This window comes from Komagataeibacter xylinus (assembly GCF_009834365.1).
GTDB classification, from domain to species: domain Bacteria; phylum Pseudomonadota; class Alphaproteobacteria; order Acetobacterales; family Acetobacteraceae; genus Komagataeibacter; species Komagataeibacter xylinus_D.
The window spans coordinates 2,264,922-2,282,482 of sequence record NZ_CP041348.1; the positions used below are offsets into that span (position 1 = coordinate 2,264,922).

14 protein-coding genes and 1 pseudogene are annotated in these 17,561 nt (G+C 63.7%); 12 read left to right on the forward strand and 3 right to left on the reverse strand.

Annotated features, from left to right (window positions below; all coding sequences use genetic code 11):
• Positions 1-12 precede the first annotated feature (12 nt).
• On the reverse strand, positions 13-864 hold the full coding sequence (locus FMA36_RS10795) for an NUDIX hydrolase (protein ID WP_159262304.1): 852 nt from the start codon (positions 862-864) through the stop codon (positions 13-15).
• A gap of 129 nt (positions 865-993) precedes the next feature.
• Between FMA36_RS10795 and FMA36_RS10800 the strand changes: the two genes are divergently transcribed.
• From FMA36_RS10800 to fusA, 4 genes are all read left to right on the forward strand, one after another.
• Positions 994-2,817: an ABCB family ABC transporter ATP-binding protein/permease gene (locus tag FMA36_RS10800; protein ID WP_206065081.1), complete on the forward strand. Its 1,824-nt coding sequence runs from the start codon at positions 994-996 to the stop codon at positions 2,815-2,817.
• Positions 2,818-2,917: 100 nt separating this feature from the next.
• Positions 2,918-3,184, forward strand: a complete 267-nt coding sequence (locus FMA36_RS10805) for a hypothetical protein (protein ID WP_110568853.1) — start codon at positions 2,918-2,920, stop codon at positions 3,182-3,184.
• Positions 3,185-3,365: 181 nt separating this feature from the next.
• Complete coding sequence (gene rpmB, locus FMA36_RS10810) at positions 3,366-3,665, forward strand: 50S ribosomal protein L28 (RefSeq protein WP_061272153.1); 300 nt, start codon at positions 3,366-3,368, stop codon at positions 3,663-3,665.
• Between the two features lie 206 nt (positions 3,666-3,871).
• On the forward strand, positions 3,872-5,959 hold the full coding sequence (fusA, locus tag FMA36_RS10815; RefSeq protein ID WP_159262305.1) for an elongation factor G: 2,088 nt from the start codon (positions 3,872-3,874) through the stop codon (positions 5,957-5,959).
• Between the two features lie 172 nt (positions 5,960-6,131).
• Here the strand turns inward: fusA and FMA36_RS10820 are convergent, their stop codons facing one another.
• Both FMA36_RS10820 and FMA36_RS10825 read right to left on the reverse strand, forming a co-directional pair.
• Positions 6,132-6,998: an MBL fold metallo-hydrolase gene (locus FMA36_RS10820; RefSeq protein ID WP_159262306.1), complete on the reverse strand. Its 867-nt coding sequence runs from the start codon at positions 6,996-6,998 to the stop codon at positions 6,132-6,134.
• Complete coding sequence (locus FMA36_RS10825; protein ID WP_159262307.1) at positions 6,979-9,783, reverse strand: phosphoenolpyruvate carboxylase; 2,805 nt, start codon at positions 9,781-9,783, stop codon at positions 6,979-6,981. Before FMA36_RS10825 ends, FMA36_RS10820 begins: the two co-directional genes overlap by 20 nt.
• Before the next feature lie 157 nt (positions 9,784-9,940).
• On the opposite strand from FMA36_RS10825, the gene FMA36_RS10830 reads away from it, so the two are divergent.
• The 8 genes and pseudogenes from FMA36_RS10830 to FMA36_RS10865 all read left to right on the forward strand — a co-directional run bounded on the left by FMA36_RS10830 (position 9,941) and on the right by FMA36_RS10865 (position 17,553).
• Positions 9,941-11,236, forward strand: coding sequence for a DUF445 domain-containing protein (locus tag FMA36_RS10830; protein WP_159262308.1), 1,296 nt, complete (start codon positions 9,941-9,943; stop codon positions 11,234-11,236).
• A gap of 121 nt (positions 11,237-11,357) precedes the next feature.
• A pseudogene (locus FMA36_RS10835) lies at positions 11,358-11,826 on the forward strand (SUF system Fe-S cluster assembly regulator).
• Between the two features lie 19 nt (positions 11,827-11,845).
• On the forward strand, positions 11,846-13,336 hold the full coding sequence (gene sufB, locus FMA36_RS10840) for a Fe-S cluster assembly protein SufB (protein ID WP_159262309.1): 1,491 nt from the start codon (positions 11,846-11,848) through the stop codon (positions 13,334-13,336).
• Between the two features lie 15 nt (positions 13,337-13,351).
• Positions 13,352-14,125 (forward strand): Fe-S cluster assembly ATPase SufC, encoded by a 774-nt coding sequence (gene sufC / locus FMA36_RS10845; protein WP_159262310.1) that lies wholly within the window; start codon positions 13,352-13,354, stop codon positions 14,123-14,125.
• Positions 14,122-15,396 (forward strand): Fe-S cluster assembly protein SufD, encoded by a 1,275-nt coding sequence (gene sufD, locus FMA36_RS10850; protein WP_159262311.1) that lies wholly within the window; start codon positions 14,122-14,124, stop codon positions 15,394-15,396. Before sufC ends, sufD begins: the two co-directional genes overlap by 4 nt.
• Positions 15,396-16,646, forward strand: coding sequence for an aminotransferase class V-fold PLP-dependent enzyme (locus tag FMA36_RS10855; RefSeq protein WP_159262312.1), 1,251 nt, complete (start codon positions 15,396-15,398; stop codon positions 16,644-16,646). Before sufD ends, FMA36_RS10855 begins: the two co-directional genes overlap by 1 nt.
• Positions 16,647-16,655: 9 nt before the next feature.
• On the forward strand, positions 16,656-17,084 hold the full coding sequence (gene sufU, locus FMA36_RS10860; protein ID WP_159263868.1) for a Fe-S cluster assembly sulfur transfer protein SufU: 429 nt from the start codon (positions 16,656-16,658) through the stop codon (positions 17,082-17,084).
• 7 nt (positions 17,085-17,091) lie between these two features.
• Positions 17,092-17,553: an SUF system Fe-S cluster assembly protein gene (locus FMA36_RS10865; protein WP_159262313.1), complete on the forward strand. Its 462-nt coding sequence runs from the start codon at positions 17,092-17,094 to the stop codon at positions 17,551-17,553.
• Positions 17,554-17,561 lie beyond the last annotated feature (8 nt).

Below are 17,561 nucleotides of genomic sequence, written 5' to 3' on the forward strand. Positions count from 1 at the left end.
GGTCGCAGGGGTTCAGGCGGAGCGGGGGGCGTGCCAGCCGGTCAGGCCCTGGCGCAGGCGCTGGCCTTCGGGGCTGGCGGCATCAATCAGGCCGGTGCGCAGGAACAGGTCGATCAGCACGAGGTTGACGTTGAACTTGAACGCATCCGTGTCACGCACCAGCGTATAGGCTTCCTCGATCGGGATCAGGCGGAATTCTTCCACTTCCCCGTCGGCAGGGGTGGGTACGAAGTCGGGCGGCAGTTCCAGCTCGAAGCAGTGCAGCACGTCGCGCCGCAGCCCCTCGGGCCGGTCGAGCGCGTAGCGGATATCGGCGGTGGGGCGGGCGCGCTGCACCAGTTCTGCGGGCAGGCTGGCTTCTTCCGCCGCTTCCTTGAACAGGGCCTGTTGTGCGGTATGGCCTGCCGGTATGCCGCCCGCCACGAGGTGGTCGAGCTTGCTGGGATCGAGGCGCTTGGTCATGGAGCGCCGCGCAATCCACAGATGCAGCCCCTCGGGCAGGCGCACGAGGCCATTGAGGTGCACGCCCGCCGCCATCAGCCCAAACAGCGGCAGCGCGCCACGGTCAATGCGGGCTACGGGGGGCTGGGCCATGTCGGTCCAGACATCGAACAGTTCGTGGTGCGAGCGGTAGATGCCTGCCTGCGCCATGGCCTCGCCAATGGCTTCGAGGCGGGTGGGGTCGGCCAGGGTTACGGTGTTGCCTTCATGGGTCATGCCGTGTTCAAGCAGCACCGGCAGCAGGTCGGGCTGCACCCAGCCTGCGGGGGCCGTGCCGAGCTGGAACTCCAGCCGCCCGCCGGGCAGCACTGCCGTGTTGCAGGCGGCGATATGACGAAAGAAACCTTCGAGGCTGCGTGACATGTTCCATCCCTGTCCTTCGGGTTGAGGCTGGCATAACGGCTGCCCTCCGGCCTGACAATGCCAGCCAGCCCCGCGCCGGTGTGGGAATATGGGTTGCAAAACAAGCGGCGTGTGTCACATGCGATAGGTATGGCTGTTTCCCCCACGGCCCGGCCCGATATGCCGGAGCGCTCCGCCGCCGCCACCCTGCGCGGTCTGTTGCCCTATCTGTGGCCGCGGCATGACCCGCGCACCCGCCTGCGCGTGGTTGGCGTGTGCCTGCTGCTGGTTGCGGCCAAGGTGGCTACCATTGGCGTGCCCTATGCCTATAGCCGCGTGATCGATGCGCTCCAGCCGCATGCGGGGGGCGTTGCCATGATGCCGCTCCTGCTGATCGTGGGCTACGGCCTACTGCGCATGGCAGCCGCGGGCCTGGCTGAACTACGTGATGCCCTTTTCGCCCCGCTGCGCTACCGCATAAGCCGGATTGCCGCCATGCAGAGCTTTACGCACATGCATCAGCTTTCGCTGCGCTTTCACCTCAACCGCCAGTCGGGTGGGGTGACGCGGGCCATCGCGCGCGGCACGGAAGCCATCGAGACGCTGCTGCGCGTAGGCGTGTTCAACGTGGCGCCCACGCTGATCGAGGCGCTGATGGTCATCATCGTGATCTGGCGTCTGTTTGACTGGCGTTATGCTGTGGTGATGCTGGTGGCGGTGACGGCGTACGGGGTGTTCACCATCAAGTTCACCTCATGGCGCATCGGCCTGCGCCGCCAGATGAACGAGATCAACAGCGAGGCCAGCTGGAAGGCGCTCGACAGCCTGCTCAATTACGAGACCGTCAAATATTTTGGCAACGAGGATCACGAGCGCCAGCGCTACGAGGATGCCCAGGCCCGCTACGAGCATGCCGCCATCCGCACCCAGATCTCGCTCAACGGGCTGAATTTCGGGCAGGCGGCGATCATTGCCACAGCCCTGATCGCGGTCATGCTCATGGCCGGGCGCGATGTTGAGGCAGGCCGCATGACGGTGGGGCACTTCGTGCTGGTCAATACCTACCTCATGCAGCTTTACCTGCCGCTCAACTTTCTGGGCAGCGTGTATACCTCGCTGCGCAATTCACTCGTTGACCTTGAGCACATGTTCGGCCTGATGGGTGAACAGGCCGACATTACCGATTCTGCCCATGCCCTGAGCCTGCCCGCACGGCTCGACGAGGCCCCGGCCGCCGATATCCGCTTCGAGGACGTGCATTTCAGCTACCGCCCCGACCGCGAGATCCTGCGTGGCGTCAGCTTTCATGTGCCCGCGGGCCACCGGGTGGCCATCGTGGGGCCGACGGGGGCGGGCAAGTCAACCATCAGCCGCCTGCTGTTCCGCTTCTATGACGTAACGGCAGGGCGCATCATGGTCGATGGGCATGACATCCGCGACTACACGCAGGCCGCCCTGCGCGGGGCCATTGGCGTGGTGCCGCAGGATACCATCCTGTTCAACGACACCATCGGCTACAACATCGGCTATGGCCGCCTTGGCGCCACGCAGGCGGAGGTGGAGCAGGCGGCCAGACTGGCCTGCATCCATGATTTCATCCTGAGCCTGCCCGAAGGCTACGCCACAAGGGTGGGCGAGCGGGGGCTCAAGCTCTCGGGGGGCGAGAAGCAGCGCGTGGCCATTGCCCGCACCATCCTCAAGAATCCGCGCGTGCTGCTGCTTGATGAAGCGACAAGCGCGCTCGACACCGGCACCGAGCACGAAATCCAGACCGCCCTGCGCGCCGTTGCGGCCAACCGTACCACGCTCATCATCGCCCACAGGCTCTCCACCATCGTGGATGTGGATGAAATCCTCGTGATGGGGCACGGCCAGATCCTTGAGCGTGGCACGCATCGCGCCCTGCTTGAACGTGGCGGCCTGTATGCCGGGATGTGGGCTGCACAGGCGGAGGAGGACGCCGAGCGGGGATGAAGCCCTTGCGCGGGCTTGTGACCCCTTTCATGCCCGCCCCGCACTGGTCAGGGGCGGCAAGGCGGTACATATCAGGGATAACGCGAAAAGGAGCCGTGACATGACGGACAAGACCAACCCGCCCCCCGAAGGCGACGCCATTCCCCCCGAACTGAGCCATTGCGGCGCGGTGGTGGACAAGGCCATCGAATACATGCTGGGCGAGAACCTGCCCCCCATGGCCATTGCCTCCGCCCTGCTGGGCGGCTCGCTGGGCCTGCTGTCGCGCACCATGGGGCGCGAGGCCATGCAGGGCCTGCTTGAAAACGCGCTGCACAGCGTGCAGGCGGGCGAACTGCACCCCGACCATGAAGGCGGGGCGGCCTGAGGTCCAGGGGCCGCGAAAGGGCTGGAACGGGGTCGTTCCAGCCCTTTCGCATACAAAATATGCCGAATCATGCTTATGCATCTTGACGGATGGCGGTGGTTTGGCGATAAGCCGCGCCTAATCTAGACGATCCTTGCCGGGCATTTATGCCTCGGCCAAAGTTATATCCGAGGATGATAAAATGTCTCGCCGCTGCCAGATCACAGGCAAGGGCGTGCTGACGGGTAACAACGTCAGCCACGCCAACAACAAGTCCCGCCGTCGCTTCCTGCCCAACCTGCAGGAAACCTCGCTGCTGTCCGATATTCTCGGCACGGCCGTTCCCCTGCGCATGACCACCAATGGCCTGCGCACGGTCGAGCACAATGGCGGGCTGGACTCGTTCCTGCTGTCCACCCCGAACCGCAAGCTGACGCCGGAAGCCATGACGGTGAAGCGCCGCATCCTGCGCGTTCAGGAAAAGAAGGCCGCCGTGGCCTGACACGCCTTGGGCCACCTGCCTGCAATCGCGGGCAGGCGGCCTGATGCTGTCAAAAAGCCTGACTGAAGTCTGGCGCATTGTTCCGCTGTGCCGGTCTGCGTCGTCCAGGTTGAAAGAGACTGAGGGCGGAAGCAGCTTACGGTTCCGGCAGGCGCGAAAGGGAAAGGTTCCCCTTCGCGCCCGTGTTGTCTTGTGGAGGTTCTCCCGTGTCCGCCAAGTCTGATCTGTCCCTGATTCGCAATATCGGTATTACCGCGCACATCGATGCCGGCAAGACCACCACCACCGAGCGTATCCTGTATTACACCGGTGTGTCCCACAAGATCGGTGAGGTGCACGAAGGCAACACCACCACCGACTACATGGCGCAGGAGCGTGAGCGTGGCATCACGATCACCTCGGCTGCCGTGACGTGTGAGTGGGAAGGCCACCGCATCAACATCATCGACACCCCGGGCCACATTGACTTCAACATCGAAGTCAACCGCTCGCTGCGCGTGCTCGATGGCGCGATCTTCATCATCGAAGGCGTTGCTGGCGTGCAGCCGCAGTCCGAGACCAACTGGCGTCTGGCTGACCGGTACAACGTGCCGCGCATCATCTTCATCAACAAGCTCGACCGCACGGGCGCCAACTTCTACAACGCGTTCGACACGCTGAAGGAGAAGCTGGACATCGTGGCGATTCCGCTGCAGCTGCCCATCGGCGCGGAAGAGAACTTCGTCGGCGTGGTCGACCTGATCGAGATGCGCGCCATCGTGTGGGAAGGCGGCGAACTCGGTGCGAAGTTCCACTACGAGGAAATTCCCGCCGACCTGAAGGAAAAGGCCGAAGAGGCCCGCCAGAACCTTCTCGATACCGCGCTGTCCGTTGATGACGCCGCGATGGAAGAATACTTCGACAAGGGCGACGTGGACGTTGCAACGCTCAAGCGCTGCATCAAGAAGGGCACCATCGCCGGTGACTTCCGCCCCGTCCTGTGCGGCACCGCCTTCAAGAACAAGGGCGTGCAGCCCCTGCTCGATGCCGTGATCGACTTCCTGCCCGCGCCGAACGACGTGGAAGGCATCCGCATCGCTCCGCCGGAAGACGAGGAAGTTGACGAGAACAAGCTGCCGATCATCCCGGTTGACCCCGATGGCAAGTTTGCGGGCCTCGCCTTCAAGATCATCAACGACAAATACGGCACGCTGACCTTCGTGCGTGTTTACCGTGGCGTGCTCAAGACCGGTGATACGGTGCTGAACACGACCAAGGGCCACAAGGAGCGTATCGGCCGCATCTACCAGATGCATGCCGACAAGCGCGAGGAACTGTCTGAAGTGCATGCGGGCGACATTGCCGCCTTCGTGGGCCTGAAGGACAGCCAGACCGGTGACACGCTTGCCGATCCGACCGACCCCGTGGTGCTCGAGCGCATGACCTTCCCGATCCCGGTCATCGACATCTCGGTCGAGCCGAAGACGAAGGACGGCGTGGAAAAGATGACGCTGGCGCTGCAGAAGCTGTCTGGCGAAGATCCTTCCCTGCGCCTGAAGACCGACCAGGAAACCGGCCAGACCATCCTGTCCGGCATGGGCGAGCTGCATCTCGACATCATCATCGACCGCCTGCGCCGCGAATATGGCGTGGATGCGAACATCGGCGCGCCGCAGGTGGCGTATCGTGAAACGATCACCAAGCCGCATACCGAGACCTACACCCACAAGAAGCAGTCGGGTGGTTCGGGCCAGTTCGCGGAAGTGAAGATCGAGTTCGCGCCGGTCGAGCGTAACGAAGGCATCTCGTTCGAGAACAAGGTTGTCGGCGGCACGGTGCCCAAGGAATACATCCCGGCGGTGGACAAGGGCATCCAGGCCCAGGCCACGACCGGCGTGCTCGCGGGCTTCCCCACGGTGGACTTCAAGTTCACGCTGCTCGACGGCAAGTACCATGATGTCGACTCCTCGGCGCTGGCGTTCGAAATCGCGGCCAAGGCCTGCTTCCGTGAAGGCATGAAGAAGGCCGGTCCGGTCATTCTCGAGCCGATCATGGATGTGGAAGTGACCACGCCGAATGATCACGTGGGTGACGTTGTGGGTGACCTCAACCGCCGCCGTGGCATGATCCAGAGCCAGGAAACCGCAGGGTCCACCGTTATGGTCCGCGCTTCGGTGCCGCTGAAGGAAATGTTCGGCTACATCTCGCACCTGCGCTCCATGACCAAGGGCCGTGCGTCCTTCACCATGCAGTTCCACCACTACGATCCGGTGCCCCGCAACGTTGCGGAAGAGATCATGGCGCAGTCCGCCTGATCTTTCTCGAAAGAGAGCATCAAAAAAGAAACCGGCTCCCGAAAGGGGGCCGGTTTTTTTGTATTGTAAGGCGGCGGGCGTAAGGCACTGCCAACAATCAGAAGTTTCTGGTGAAGCGTTTTTCAAAACGCTTCAAAAAAATGCGGCATCCAGAAAGTCTTATTGCTTCCTGTCAGGCGACTGTTTTTGCCCATTGGTCGCCGTGCAACCGGACCTTCCCGTCCTCAAGCAGCTTTTCAAGATGGGCGTGCAGGTTCAGCCGTGCCGCCCGGCGCAGGCCGGGGCGCAGGTTGTGGTACAGGCTGTCCACAATTTCATCGAGCGTGCTCGGGCGTGTCGGCAGCAGCGCCATGATGCTGTCCTCGCGCGCCACGCGGTGGGCGACGAGACCGTCAATGCAGGCTTCCACGTGCGTTATGGCGGGGCCGTGCGCAGGCAGCAGCAGGCTGGCCTTGCGGGCACGCAGGATATCCATGCTGCGCAGGAACTGCCGTACCGAGCCATAGGGTGCGGGCGGGATCATGGTGGTTGACCAGCCCATGACATGGTCTCCGGTAAAGATGATGCCATCCGCCGTTTCAAGGCAGATATGGTCGCTGGCATGGCCGGGCGTGTGCAGTACCTGCAGGCCAGCAACCCGGTCACCATCGCGCAGGCCGATATCAGGGGTAAAATCCGGGTCTTCGCTGGCATGGAACCCACAGACCGGAATTCCCAGAAGCCGCCCGAGCGGGCGGGCGCCATCAAGGTGGTCATGATGGGTATGGGTCAGGATGATGTGGGTCAGTGGCCGCTCGCCTGCCGCCGCCACAAGGGCGTCGAGATGCGCAGGCTCCGCACTGCCGGGGTCGATGATGATGCAGCCGCTCTCATGCTCCACCAGCCAGCTATTGGTACCATTGCCGGTCATGGGGCCGGGATTATGGGCCACCACCCGCCTTATGGCGGGTGTCTGGGGCAGGGGCACCTCATAGGGCGGGGGCGGTTCACTGACCCGCCACCCGTTGCGCAGGGCAGGCTTAGCCAAACGCGCCAACATGGTGCATCACGCCAGTGCTGATTTCACGCACCATCTGGAACAGGCGCTGCATCGGCTCGAACACTTCGGTGTATTCGCGGCTGTAGGTGCCTTCCTGCCGGGGGCCATGAGGCTCGTGGAAATCGAGGTCGAAACTGCCATCGGAGCGGTAGGGGAAGATCTGCTCCAGTTCCTTGAGCACGGTGGGCACTTCAAGGCAGAGCACCTTCAGCGTCATGACATCACGTGAGAAGGCATGCCGAGGCGAGAAGTAGGGCACGCGGGTGGAGAGCATCCAGATCTGCTCGATCAGCGCGATGCGGATGCCGTGCAGCAGCAGTTCATCGGGCTGCATGCGCGGGGCTTCGGGCCAGGCGCGGCGCAGGGCGAGGTGGTCTGACTGGATGCGGCGGAACATGGCCTGCGTGGAGGCCCAGAAATCAAGCTGTTCCAGTCCGTGCATCAGGCTCAGGCAGGCTTCCTGCGCCCCCGGGTCGCGCTGGGCGGTGGCGCGTTCAAGCCACATGTCGGGGTCGAGCAGGCGGATCACGCCGCGCAGCACCCCGTGGTCGGAATGGGCCAGGCCATGGGCCGCGAAATCCATCGCGCGGCGGAAGCGCGGGCTCTCGGCCAGGTATTTCTCGAACGTTTCGGGGTGGCGGGCTGCTGCCGTGCCCAGCCCCTGCAACGTGTTCGCGCACCAGGCAAGCTGTTGCAGGATGGCGTTGTTGGGAATGGCGCGGAGCTGGCTCGGGTGCTTGATGCGCGTGACCGTGGAGGCGGCATCGCTCTGTCGCGCCGAGGGGCGCGAGCCGGTCTTGTCGATCAGCGAGGGGCCGAACGCGCCGAGCAGGGCGGCATAGCCGGGGTCTTCCACCAGTCCGGTCATGCCATTGGCGATGGTGGAGAAGAAATCGGCCGAGAAATCCGGCTCGTCATAAACCGGGTCGCGGTCAAGCGCGCTTGTGGCAAAGGCGTGCTCGGCAATGATGCTGACCGTGGCATCGGCCAGTGTCTGGGTGCCGAACAGCAGGTAGCCATCCCCGCCCTGAAAGGCGGTTTCCTCGCGCAGCTGGATGCCGGCGCGGGTAAAGCGGGCGCGGGCATGTGGCGGGGAGAGATAGTCAAAGCGGTCCGCCAGCCGGTAGGGGTGCGCGCCGCGGCCGATGCTCTCGCCGTGGGTGTCGAACAGGATCACCTCGACAAAGGCGAGATCCCACTTGCGCAGAAGGTCGCATACCTTGATGCGCAGCCGCTCGATCAGGTAGGTCGCGGCCAGCTGTCCCACATACCGCCCGGAATCGGAGAAGCCGAACTGCAGGCTCAGTTTGCGCGTGCGCTGCAGGTAGGCCCGCCAATGCGGTGAGCGCAGGGCCTCCTCGATGATCTGCTCGCCGTTCTCCAGCGCGTCCTGCGTCTCGAACAGGGGCGAGATCTCGATCATGTCCTCCACGCCATACAGCCGCGCCAGCCACAGCGCAGTGAGCAGGGTGTAGCCGGTCTCGGTCTCGGCAATGAGGAAGCGGATGGGGCTGGTGCGGTCGATATGGCGCAGGATCTGGCGCACCGTCATCATCAGTCGGCCCGCGCTGGCCTGCTCCATCAGCAGCGAGCCGAAATCGATCTCGACCGGCTCCACCGTGTCCAGCGCCTCGTTCATGCGGCTGATCAGCGCGCGGCGCTGGGCGGGAATGTCGGGGCTGTCGGTAATGTTGAGCCGCTGGCGGGCGATGTTGTGCAGCTGTGTCGCATTGAGGCGCGTATGCGTGTGCGCGGCGGAAAGCCCGTGCGCCATGAAGCCCGCCTGCGCCACCGCCAGGGCCATTTTATCATCGGGGGCGGCGGCGTCGATTGCCTCGCTGAAGGTCGCGCGCAGGTCGTTGCTGCTGGTCAGGGCCTCCGTGCTGCGGTTGATCAGCACATCGGCAAAGCGCGACACGCCTTCGGGCTCGGGGCCGGTGGGGCAGGCGGCGATCTGGGCGGTCACGGCCTCAAGGGCTGTCGCCACGCGAGCCTGCAGGTCATTGGCGCAGGAGGCAACGGGCTCAAGCTGGGCCTGCAGGCGGCTCAGTTGCAACTGCTTCATGCGCAGGCGCAGGCGCAGCGTGTCCCACCAGCCGATATCGGTGCGGCCATCGGTGTCGTAGCCCACCCAGCTTGTCATGATGATGGGGCGCGGCACCAGCGTGGACCATAGCTGCGGCCAGTGGGTGCGTGCCTCTGACAGCAGGATGGTGTTGAGCCGGTCGAGCGCGTTACGCCCGCGCAGGATGGCCTGGGTGGCGAGGGTAAACTCCTCATCCAGCGTGGGCGGTCCCACACGGCGATGTGTAAGAAAGGCGGGAACGTGCTCGGGCGCCCTGTCAGGGTTGGTGGAGGCCATCTCGGCCAGCGCCTCATAAACCGGGTTGGCCAGCGCGAAGGTGGGGTGCGCGGTAAACACGGCGGCAAAGCGGCTGCGCTCGATGGCGGCGCGGAAACGCGCGATGGGCACCGGACTGTCAGTGGGGTCGGGCTGCACGATGCGGCGGGCGACGGTGCGCATGCGTTCCGTCACGGCCTGTTCATCCGGCCCGTCGAGATAGGTGGCGATATGGTGGGCGCGGCCGGCAAAGGCGCGGTCGCGCAGCAGGCGCACGATGTCCTCCACCGCGTTCATTGGCAGGGCGCCGCTGGCCATCTGCCTGCCAATCTGGCGGGCAAGCGCCATGACGGGACTGCCCGATGCGGTCTCATCGTGGCTTGCGATCAGTTGCCGGGCCTGCTGGAGCAGGTCGGACACATTTCGCGCGGCGGCTTTGGTCATCGGGTTGTCCTGTCATGAATGGTCGTCATGGTTCAGCCCTCCAAATCCCATGTTCGGCGGCGGGCTGCAATGTCCTGCGTGGCTTATTCATGCCAATTTGAGGCGTTATATCGAGTGTTGCTTGGGCTGGCGGGGAGACAATGGTATCAGTGACTTCATGAATGGTATTCCACAAACGGACCAGGATGCGCGGCGCACCCTGCTGCGCTACAAGCGGTCGGCCACGGGCCTGCTGGCCGCCATGGCGGGGCTGACGGTGGCAGGTTACGCCCTGCCGCAGATGGGCTGGCTGGCCGATCGCCCCTGGCTCGAGATCCTGCGCTCGGGCACCAAGGCGGGCGTGGTGGGTGGCCTTGCGGACTGGTTTGCCGTGACCGCCCTGTTCCGCAGGCCCATGGGGCTGCCGATTCCGCACACCGCCATCCTGCCCGCCCAGAAAGAGCGGCTGGCGCAGGCGCTCGGGCGTTTCGTCTCGAACAACGTGTTTACGGAAAAGGAAGTGGGGGCCGCGTTCAGCCGCATCGACCTGCCTTCGCTCATTGGCAATATTCTCCAGGAGCCTGAAACGGCGGAGATGGTCAATCGCGCCGTACTCGGCTCCGTGCCCCACGTGCTTGACCGGCTGGAGGATGGCCGCGCGAGTTCCGCCATAGCCAGCCTGCTGCCCACCCTGCTGGGCGGGGAGGAAATCGCACCCATCGTGACCCGCAGCCTGCGCGCGATGGTGGAGGGCGACTGCCACCAGGAGGTGCTGTCTTTCCTGCTTTCAAGGCTGAAGGAAGGGATCAAGGCCAAGGAACCCGCCCTGCGCATGATGATCGAGGACCGCGTGCGCGAGCAGGGCGGCCGCGTCCTGGGCTGGGCCATTGGGGGGTCGATCGCCACCAAGGTGCTGCTTGCGGCCAGCCAGGAACTCGACCGCATCGACCCGCAGAACTCCGAGCTGCGTGAAGGCTTCACCACCTGGGTGCGCACCGAGATCGACCGGATCGAACTCGACCCCGTGCGGCGTGGCGAGATCACGAATGCCGTGATGGGCGTGCTGACACATGACAGCGTGCGCGGCTGGAGCAGTGATGTGTGGCACCGCCTGCGCGGCGTGATTGAAGATGACATGCGCAAGGGCGAGACCAGTTGGGTCGCCACCCTGGTGCGTGACGCCCTGCAGCGCCTGGCCGACCAGATGTACAATGATGCCGCCATGCGCAAGCGCGTGGAAGATGCTGCACGCAACATGATCGTGAGCAGCCTGCCTTTCCTGCGGGATCGCATGTCGCGTTTTATTTACTCGGTCGTGAACGGCTGGGATGCAGAAAGCCTGAGCGATCGGCTGGAACTGCGTGTGGGCAAGGATCTACAGTATATCCGCCTTAACGGCACGCTGGTCGGTTTTCTGGCGGGGTGTGGCCTGTCCGTGTTATTGCAGCTGATATTCGGAACCGGGATCGGCTAGGGCATGCCTGCTTTACGATTGGACTTGACGGCGCCCGGCTGGTAGCCCATCTGAAACTTCAGGAAACAGTACTGTTCTGGTCCAATTATGGATACAGGCTCAGGACGTACGGGAGAGCGGAATGCTGAAACTGTCGAAACTGACCGATTACGCCGTGGTGGCTCTGGTCCGGCTGGGGCAGAAGAGCGAGGTCACCACCTCGCCTGTCCTGTCGCGTTCGACCGGCATTCCCGAACCCACGGTGGCGAAGGTGCTCAAGATTCTGGCAACCCAGGGCATCGTGACCTCGCAGCGCGGCGCGCGCGGCGGCTACAGGCTGGCCCAGCCGCTTGAGGATATCTCGATCGCAGCCGTGATCCAGGCCATTGACGGCCCCATATCGCTCACCACCTGCGTTGATGGCGGTGATTGCGACGCACGCTCCACCTGCGGGCTGGGCGGGCAGTGGGATATGGTCAATGCCGCCATCCGCCATCCGCCATGCGCTTTCAGCCATTACGCTGGCCGACATGAAGAACCATACAGTAACTGACAGATTAGGCGGCCTGCACGCGCCGCCCATGCCCGACGGGCCCGAGGCCACGGCCTGAAACAGGGGAGGAAAGACACATGCCGGCAGTAGCCGAAACCCGCAAGACGGTCGAAACCCTGGGCCAGAACACCTATAAATGGGGGTTCGAGACCGATATCGAGATGGATATCGCCCCCAAGGGCCTGAACGAGGATACGATCCGCCTCATCTCCAGCCGCAAGAACGAGCCGGAATGGCTGCTGGAATGGCGGCTGAAGGCGTATCGTTCCTGGCTGGAAATGCGCGAGCCGACCTGGGCCAAGGTCCATTACCCGCCCATCGACTACCAGGACGTGCATTACTACGCGGCACCGCGCAAGAAGCCCAGCCCCAAGTCGCTTGAAGAAGTCGACCCCGAGCTGCTGCGCACCTACGAAAAGCTGGGCATTCCGCTGCACGAGCAGGCGATGCTTGCAGGCGTGGAACTGCCCGAAGGCGAGGAAGCCCGCCCGCCGGTAGCCGTTGATGCGGTGTTTGACAGCGTGTCCGTCGCCACCACCTTCCGCAAGACATTGCAGGAAGCCGGCGTGATCTTCTGCCCGATTTCGGAGGCGGTGCAGGAGCACCCCGAACTCGTGCGCAAATATCTCGGCTCCGTGGTGCCGGTGACGGATAATTTCTACGCCGCGCTGAACGCCGCCGTGTTTACCGATGGCTCCTTCGTGTTCGTGCCCAAGGGCGTGCGCTGCCCGATGGAACTCTCGACCTATTTCCGCATCAATGCCCGTAACACCGGGCAGTTCGAGCGCACGCTGATCATTGTGGAGGACGGGGCTTCCGTCTCCTACCTTGAGGGCTGCACCGCGCCGATGCGTGACGAGAACCAGCTTCATGCCGCCGTGGTCGAGCTCGTGGCGATGGAAGATGCCTCCATCAAGTATTCCACCGTGCAGAACTGGTACCCTGGCGATGAAAACGGCAAGGGCGGCATCTACAACTTCGTGACCAAGCGCGGGGCGTGCCGTGGCGCGCGCTCCAAGATTTCATGGACACAGGTTGAAACCGGCTCGGCCATTACGTGGAAGTATCCGTCGTGCATCCTGCAGGGCGAGGGCTCGGTGGGCGAGTTCTACTCGGTGGCCGTGACCAACAACCACCAGCAGGCCGATACCGGCACCAAGATGATCCATATCGGGCGCAACACGCGCTCGACCATCATCGCCAAGACCATCAGCGCGGGCCAGTCAGACAGTACCTATCGCGGGCTGGTGCGGATGATGCCCAAGGCCTCGGGCAGCCGCAACTTCACCCAGTGCGACAGCCTGCTGATCGGCGATCGCTGCGGGGCGCATACCGTGCCCTATATCGAGAACCGCAACATGTCCGCGCGCGTGGAGCATGAGGCGACAACCTCCAAGATATCGGAAGACCAGCTGTTCTACTGCCGCCAGCGCGGCCTGTCGGAAGAAGATGCGGTGGGGCTGATTGTAAACGGGTTCTGCAAGGACGTTCTGAAGGAACTGCCGATGGAATTCGCCGTGGAAGCCCAGAAGCTTCTGCAGATCAGCCTAGAAGGCAGCGTGGGCTAACAGGGATTCAAAGACGTGAGCAAGCAATTCGTAAGCATCAATGGCCTGTGCGCCCGCATCGATGATGGGGAAGCCCACAAGGAAATCCTGCGCGGGGTCGATCTCGAGATCCCGGCAGGCGAGGTTCATGCCATCATGGGGCCGAACGGCTCGGGCAAGTCCACCCTGTCCTATGTGCTCGCCGGGCGCGAGGATTATGAGGTGACCGGCGGCTCCGCCACCTTCAAGGGGCAGGATCTGCTGGCTCTTGAACCCGAAGAGCGCGCGGCCCTTGGCCTGTTCCTCGCGTTCCAGACGCCGGTGGAACTGCCGGGCGTGAACAACGCCAACTTCCTGCGCACCGCCGTCAATGCCGTGCGCCGGGCACGCGGGATGGATGAACTCGATGCCGTGGCCTTCCTCAAGGCCGTGCGCAAGGAGACCAAGCATCTGTCCATGTCCGACGAGATGCTCAAGCGCAACGTGAATGTCGGTTTCTCGGGTGGTGAGAAGAAGCGCAACGAGGTGCTGCAGATGCGCATGCTCCAGCCTTCCTTCGCCATTCTTGACGAGACCGATAGCGGGCTGGACATCGATGCGCTGCGCATCGTGGCCGAGGGCGTGAACTCGCTGCGTTCGCCCGATTTCTCGGCGCTGGTCATCACCCACCACCAGCGCCTGCTGGACTATATCGTGCCGGACCGCATCCATGTCATGGCCAGAGGCCGCATCATCCACAGCGGCGGTCCGGAACTGGCCAGGCAGCTTGAGGCGCAGGGTTATGCCCAGTTCCTCTCGGAGGCGGCGTGAACGCCATTGCACCGGTCGGGATCAGTCCCTCAGCCTTTCTTGACCGGGGTGATGTAAAGGGGAATGCCGCACGGCTCAAAGCCGCCGATTACCTGCGCACGGTGGGCCTACCGCGCGCGGGCGTGGAGGCGTGGAAATACACCTCGCTGCGCGCTCTGGCCGATGTGCCGTTTGCCGAGGCGCCGCGTGATGTCGATGCAGGCGCAGTCGATACGCTGCTGGCCGAGGTCGAGACCATCTCGGGACTTGGGGCCGGGGCCAATCGCGCCGTGTTCGTCAATGGCCGTTTCGACGCCGGGCGCTCGCGCCTGCCGGAAGGGGTAAAGGTTTCCGCCTTTGACCCGGCAAGCGAAGTGCGTGACGGAATCGACCCTGCAGGCGACGTGACCACAGCACTCAATACCGTGCTGGCCCATGACGGGCTGGCTCTCATCGTGCCCGCAGGGGTTGATGCAGGCTGCCTGCTGCTGGTCAGCATTGGCCTTGCAGGCGAGGATGCGCCGGTTTCCTTCCACCCGCAACACCGCATCAAGGTGGAAGAGGGCGGCAGGCTGGCCATGCTCGATGCCGCCGTGGGCAGGGGCTATTACCTGCATAACCCGCTCTATGACATTACGGTGGAAGAGGGCGGCTATCTGTCGCATGCCCGCATTCAGGCGGAGGGTAAAAAGGCGCTGCATCTTGCGGTCAGCCATGCCCGCGTTGCCAGCCGTGGGGTATATGACAGCTTTACGCTCACGCTTGGCGCCAGCCTGTCGCGCCATGAGGTGCATGCGGGGCTGAATGCGGCGGGTGCCAGCGTGCACGTGAATGGCGCGCAGCTTCTGGCGGGTCATCAGCATGGCGACCTGACCAGCGTGATCACGCACGCAGCACCCGACTGCATCTCGCGCCAGACGGTCAAGAACGTGCTGGCCGATCATGCGCGAGGCGTGTTTCAGGGCAAGATCCATGTCGAGCGGATTGCCCAGAAGACCGACGGCTACCAGATGAACCAGGCGCTGCTGCTGTCGGACACGGCCGAGATCGACGCCAAGCCCGAACTCGAAATTTACGCCGATGACGTCAAGTGCAGCCATGGTGCGACCGTGGGCGCGCTGGATGATGATCAGCTTTTCTATCTGCGCAGCCGTGGCATCCCTAACGAGGCAGCCCGCTCCATCCTGATCCGTGCCTTTTTGCATGATGTTGTGGATCAGATCGATGATGCCCGGCTCAAGGACAGCCTGAACCTTGCGGTGGAAGCCTGGTGGAAGCGGGAGGTCGCCTGATGGACCAGAGCGTCATCACGCCCACGGATATGGCCGATAGCCTGCGCCATGTCCGCGCCGACTTCCCCATCCTGAGCCAGAAGGTGCATGGCAAGGATCTGGTGTTCCTTGACAGCGCCGCCTCGGCCCAGAAGCCCCGGCAGGTGATCGACTGCATGGCCGACACCATGCGCACCCAGTACGCCAACATCCATCGTGGCCTGTACTGGATGAGTGAGCGCACCACCGAGGCGTATGAGGCCGTGCGCGATCAGGTGGCACGCTTCCTGGGTGCCGCCGCGCGTGAGGAAATCGTCTTCACCCGCAACAGTACCGAGGCCATCAACCTCGTGGCCCATTCCTATGGTGGCCTGCTGAAGCCGGGGCAGGCGGTGCTGGTATCCGAGATGGAACACCACGCCAACCTCGTGCCCTGGCAGATGCTGCGCGACCGCATGGGCATTGAACTGCGCGTCACCCCCATTACCGATGACGGGGCGCTGGACATGGAAGCGCTGGCCGCCAACCTGGCCGATGGCAAGGTGGCACTGGTGGCGATCACCCACATGTCCAACGTGCTGGGCACCATTACCGATGCCCGCGCCATTATCGACATGGCGCATGCGGCAGGGGCGAAGGTGCTGCTTGATGGCAGCCAGCTTGCCGTGCACCGCCGCGTGAATGTGCAGGAACTGGGCGCTGATTTCTATGTCGTGACCGGGCACAAGCTGTATGGCCCCACCGGCATTGGCGTGCTGTGGGCGCGGCGTGAACTGCTGGAGGCGATGCCGCCTTTCCTTGGTGGTGGCGACATGATTTCCACCGTGTCGTTCGAGCGCGCGACCTGGGCGAATGTGCCGCATAAATTCGAGGCGGGCACGCCTGCCATCATCGAGACCATTGGATTGGGCGCGGCCCTTGCCTATATCGAGTCCATCGGGTTCGAGGCGATCGGCGCGCATGAGGATGCGCTGACGGCTTACGCGCTTGAGGCGCTGGGCAATGTCAGCGGGCTGAAGGTGATCGGCACGGCGCCGCAGCGTGGCGGGGTGATCTCGTTTACCATGAAGGATGTTCACCCGCATGATATCGCCACCCTGCTTGACCGCAACGGCATTGCCGTGCGGGCGGGCCATCACTGTGCCGAGCCGCTCATGCGCAGGCTGGGGGTGACGGCCACGGCGCGGGCGAGCTTCGGCATCTATACCACGCCGGAGGAAATCGACCTGCTGGCTGCAACGCTGGAACAGATCCGGGGCTTTTTTGTCTGATGGCAGATGATGGCGCAGGATGATCTGTACCGCACGGTGGTGCTGGAGCGTGCGAAGGCACCACGACATGCCGGGCCACTGCCCACAGCCACGCTAAACGGGCAGGGGGCCAACCCGCTGTGCGGCGACCGGGTGCAGTTGCATGCGGTGCTGGACGGGCAGGGGCGGATCGAGACGATCCGGCATGAAACGCGGGGCTGCGCCATCTGTGCGGCCTCCGCCGACCTCATGGCCGGGCGGGTGACAGGCCAGGATCGCGTGCATGTGGGTAGGCTGCACGCGGAACTGGTCGAGGCGGTTGAAACCGGCACGGCGCCAGCGGGTCTGGGCGAGCTTGCGGCCTTTGCGCCCCTGCACCAGCACCGCTCGCGCAGGCGCTGCGCCCTGCTGCCGTGGTCGGCACTGACTGATATGCTCAATGATGATAAAAACAGGTGAAAGTCTCATGGACGAGAAAAATCAGGTAGAGCCTGCCATGGGCATGGCGGAAGAGACCGGGCATTTTTCCCTTGAGGCCAGCGATGCGCCTGCCGCTAAAGCGGCCCCCGTATCGGCCTGGACACCAGATGGCGAGCAGCCCGCTGCCCTCGCAGGCAAGGCGGCCATGCCCGATGAGGAAGCGGTGATCGAGGCGATCGCCACGGTGTATGACCCCGAAATTCCGGTCAATATTTACGAACTTGGCCTGATTTACGCCATCGACCTGCATGAGGATGGATCGGTCAAGGTCGAGATGACGCTCACGGCTCCCAACTGCCCCAGCGCGCAGGAACTGCCCGCGCAGGTAAAGGAAGCCGTTGAAAAGATTGAGACGGTGACCTCCGCCACGGTCGAGATCGTGTGGGAGCCGCCATGGGACATGTCGCGCATGAGCGAAGATGCCCGCCTTGCCCTGAACATGTTCTGAACCCTCAA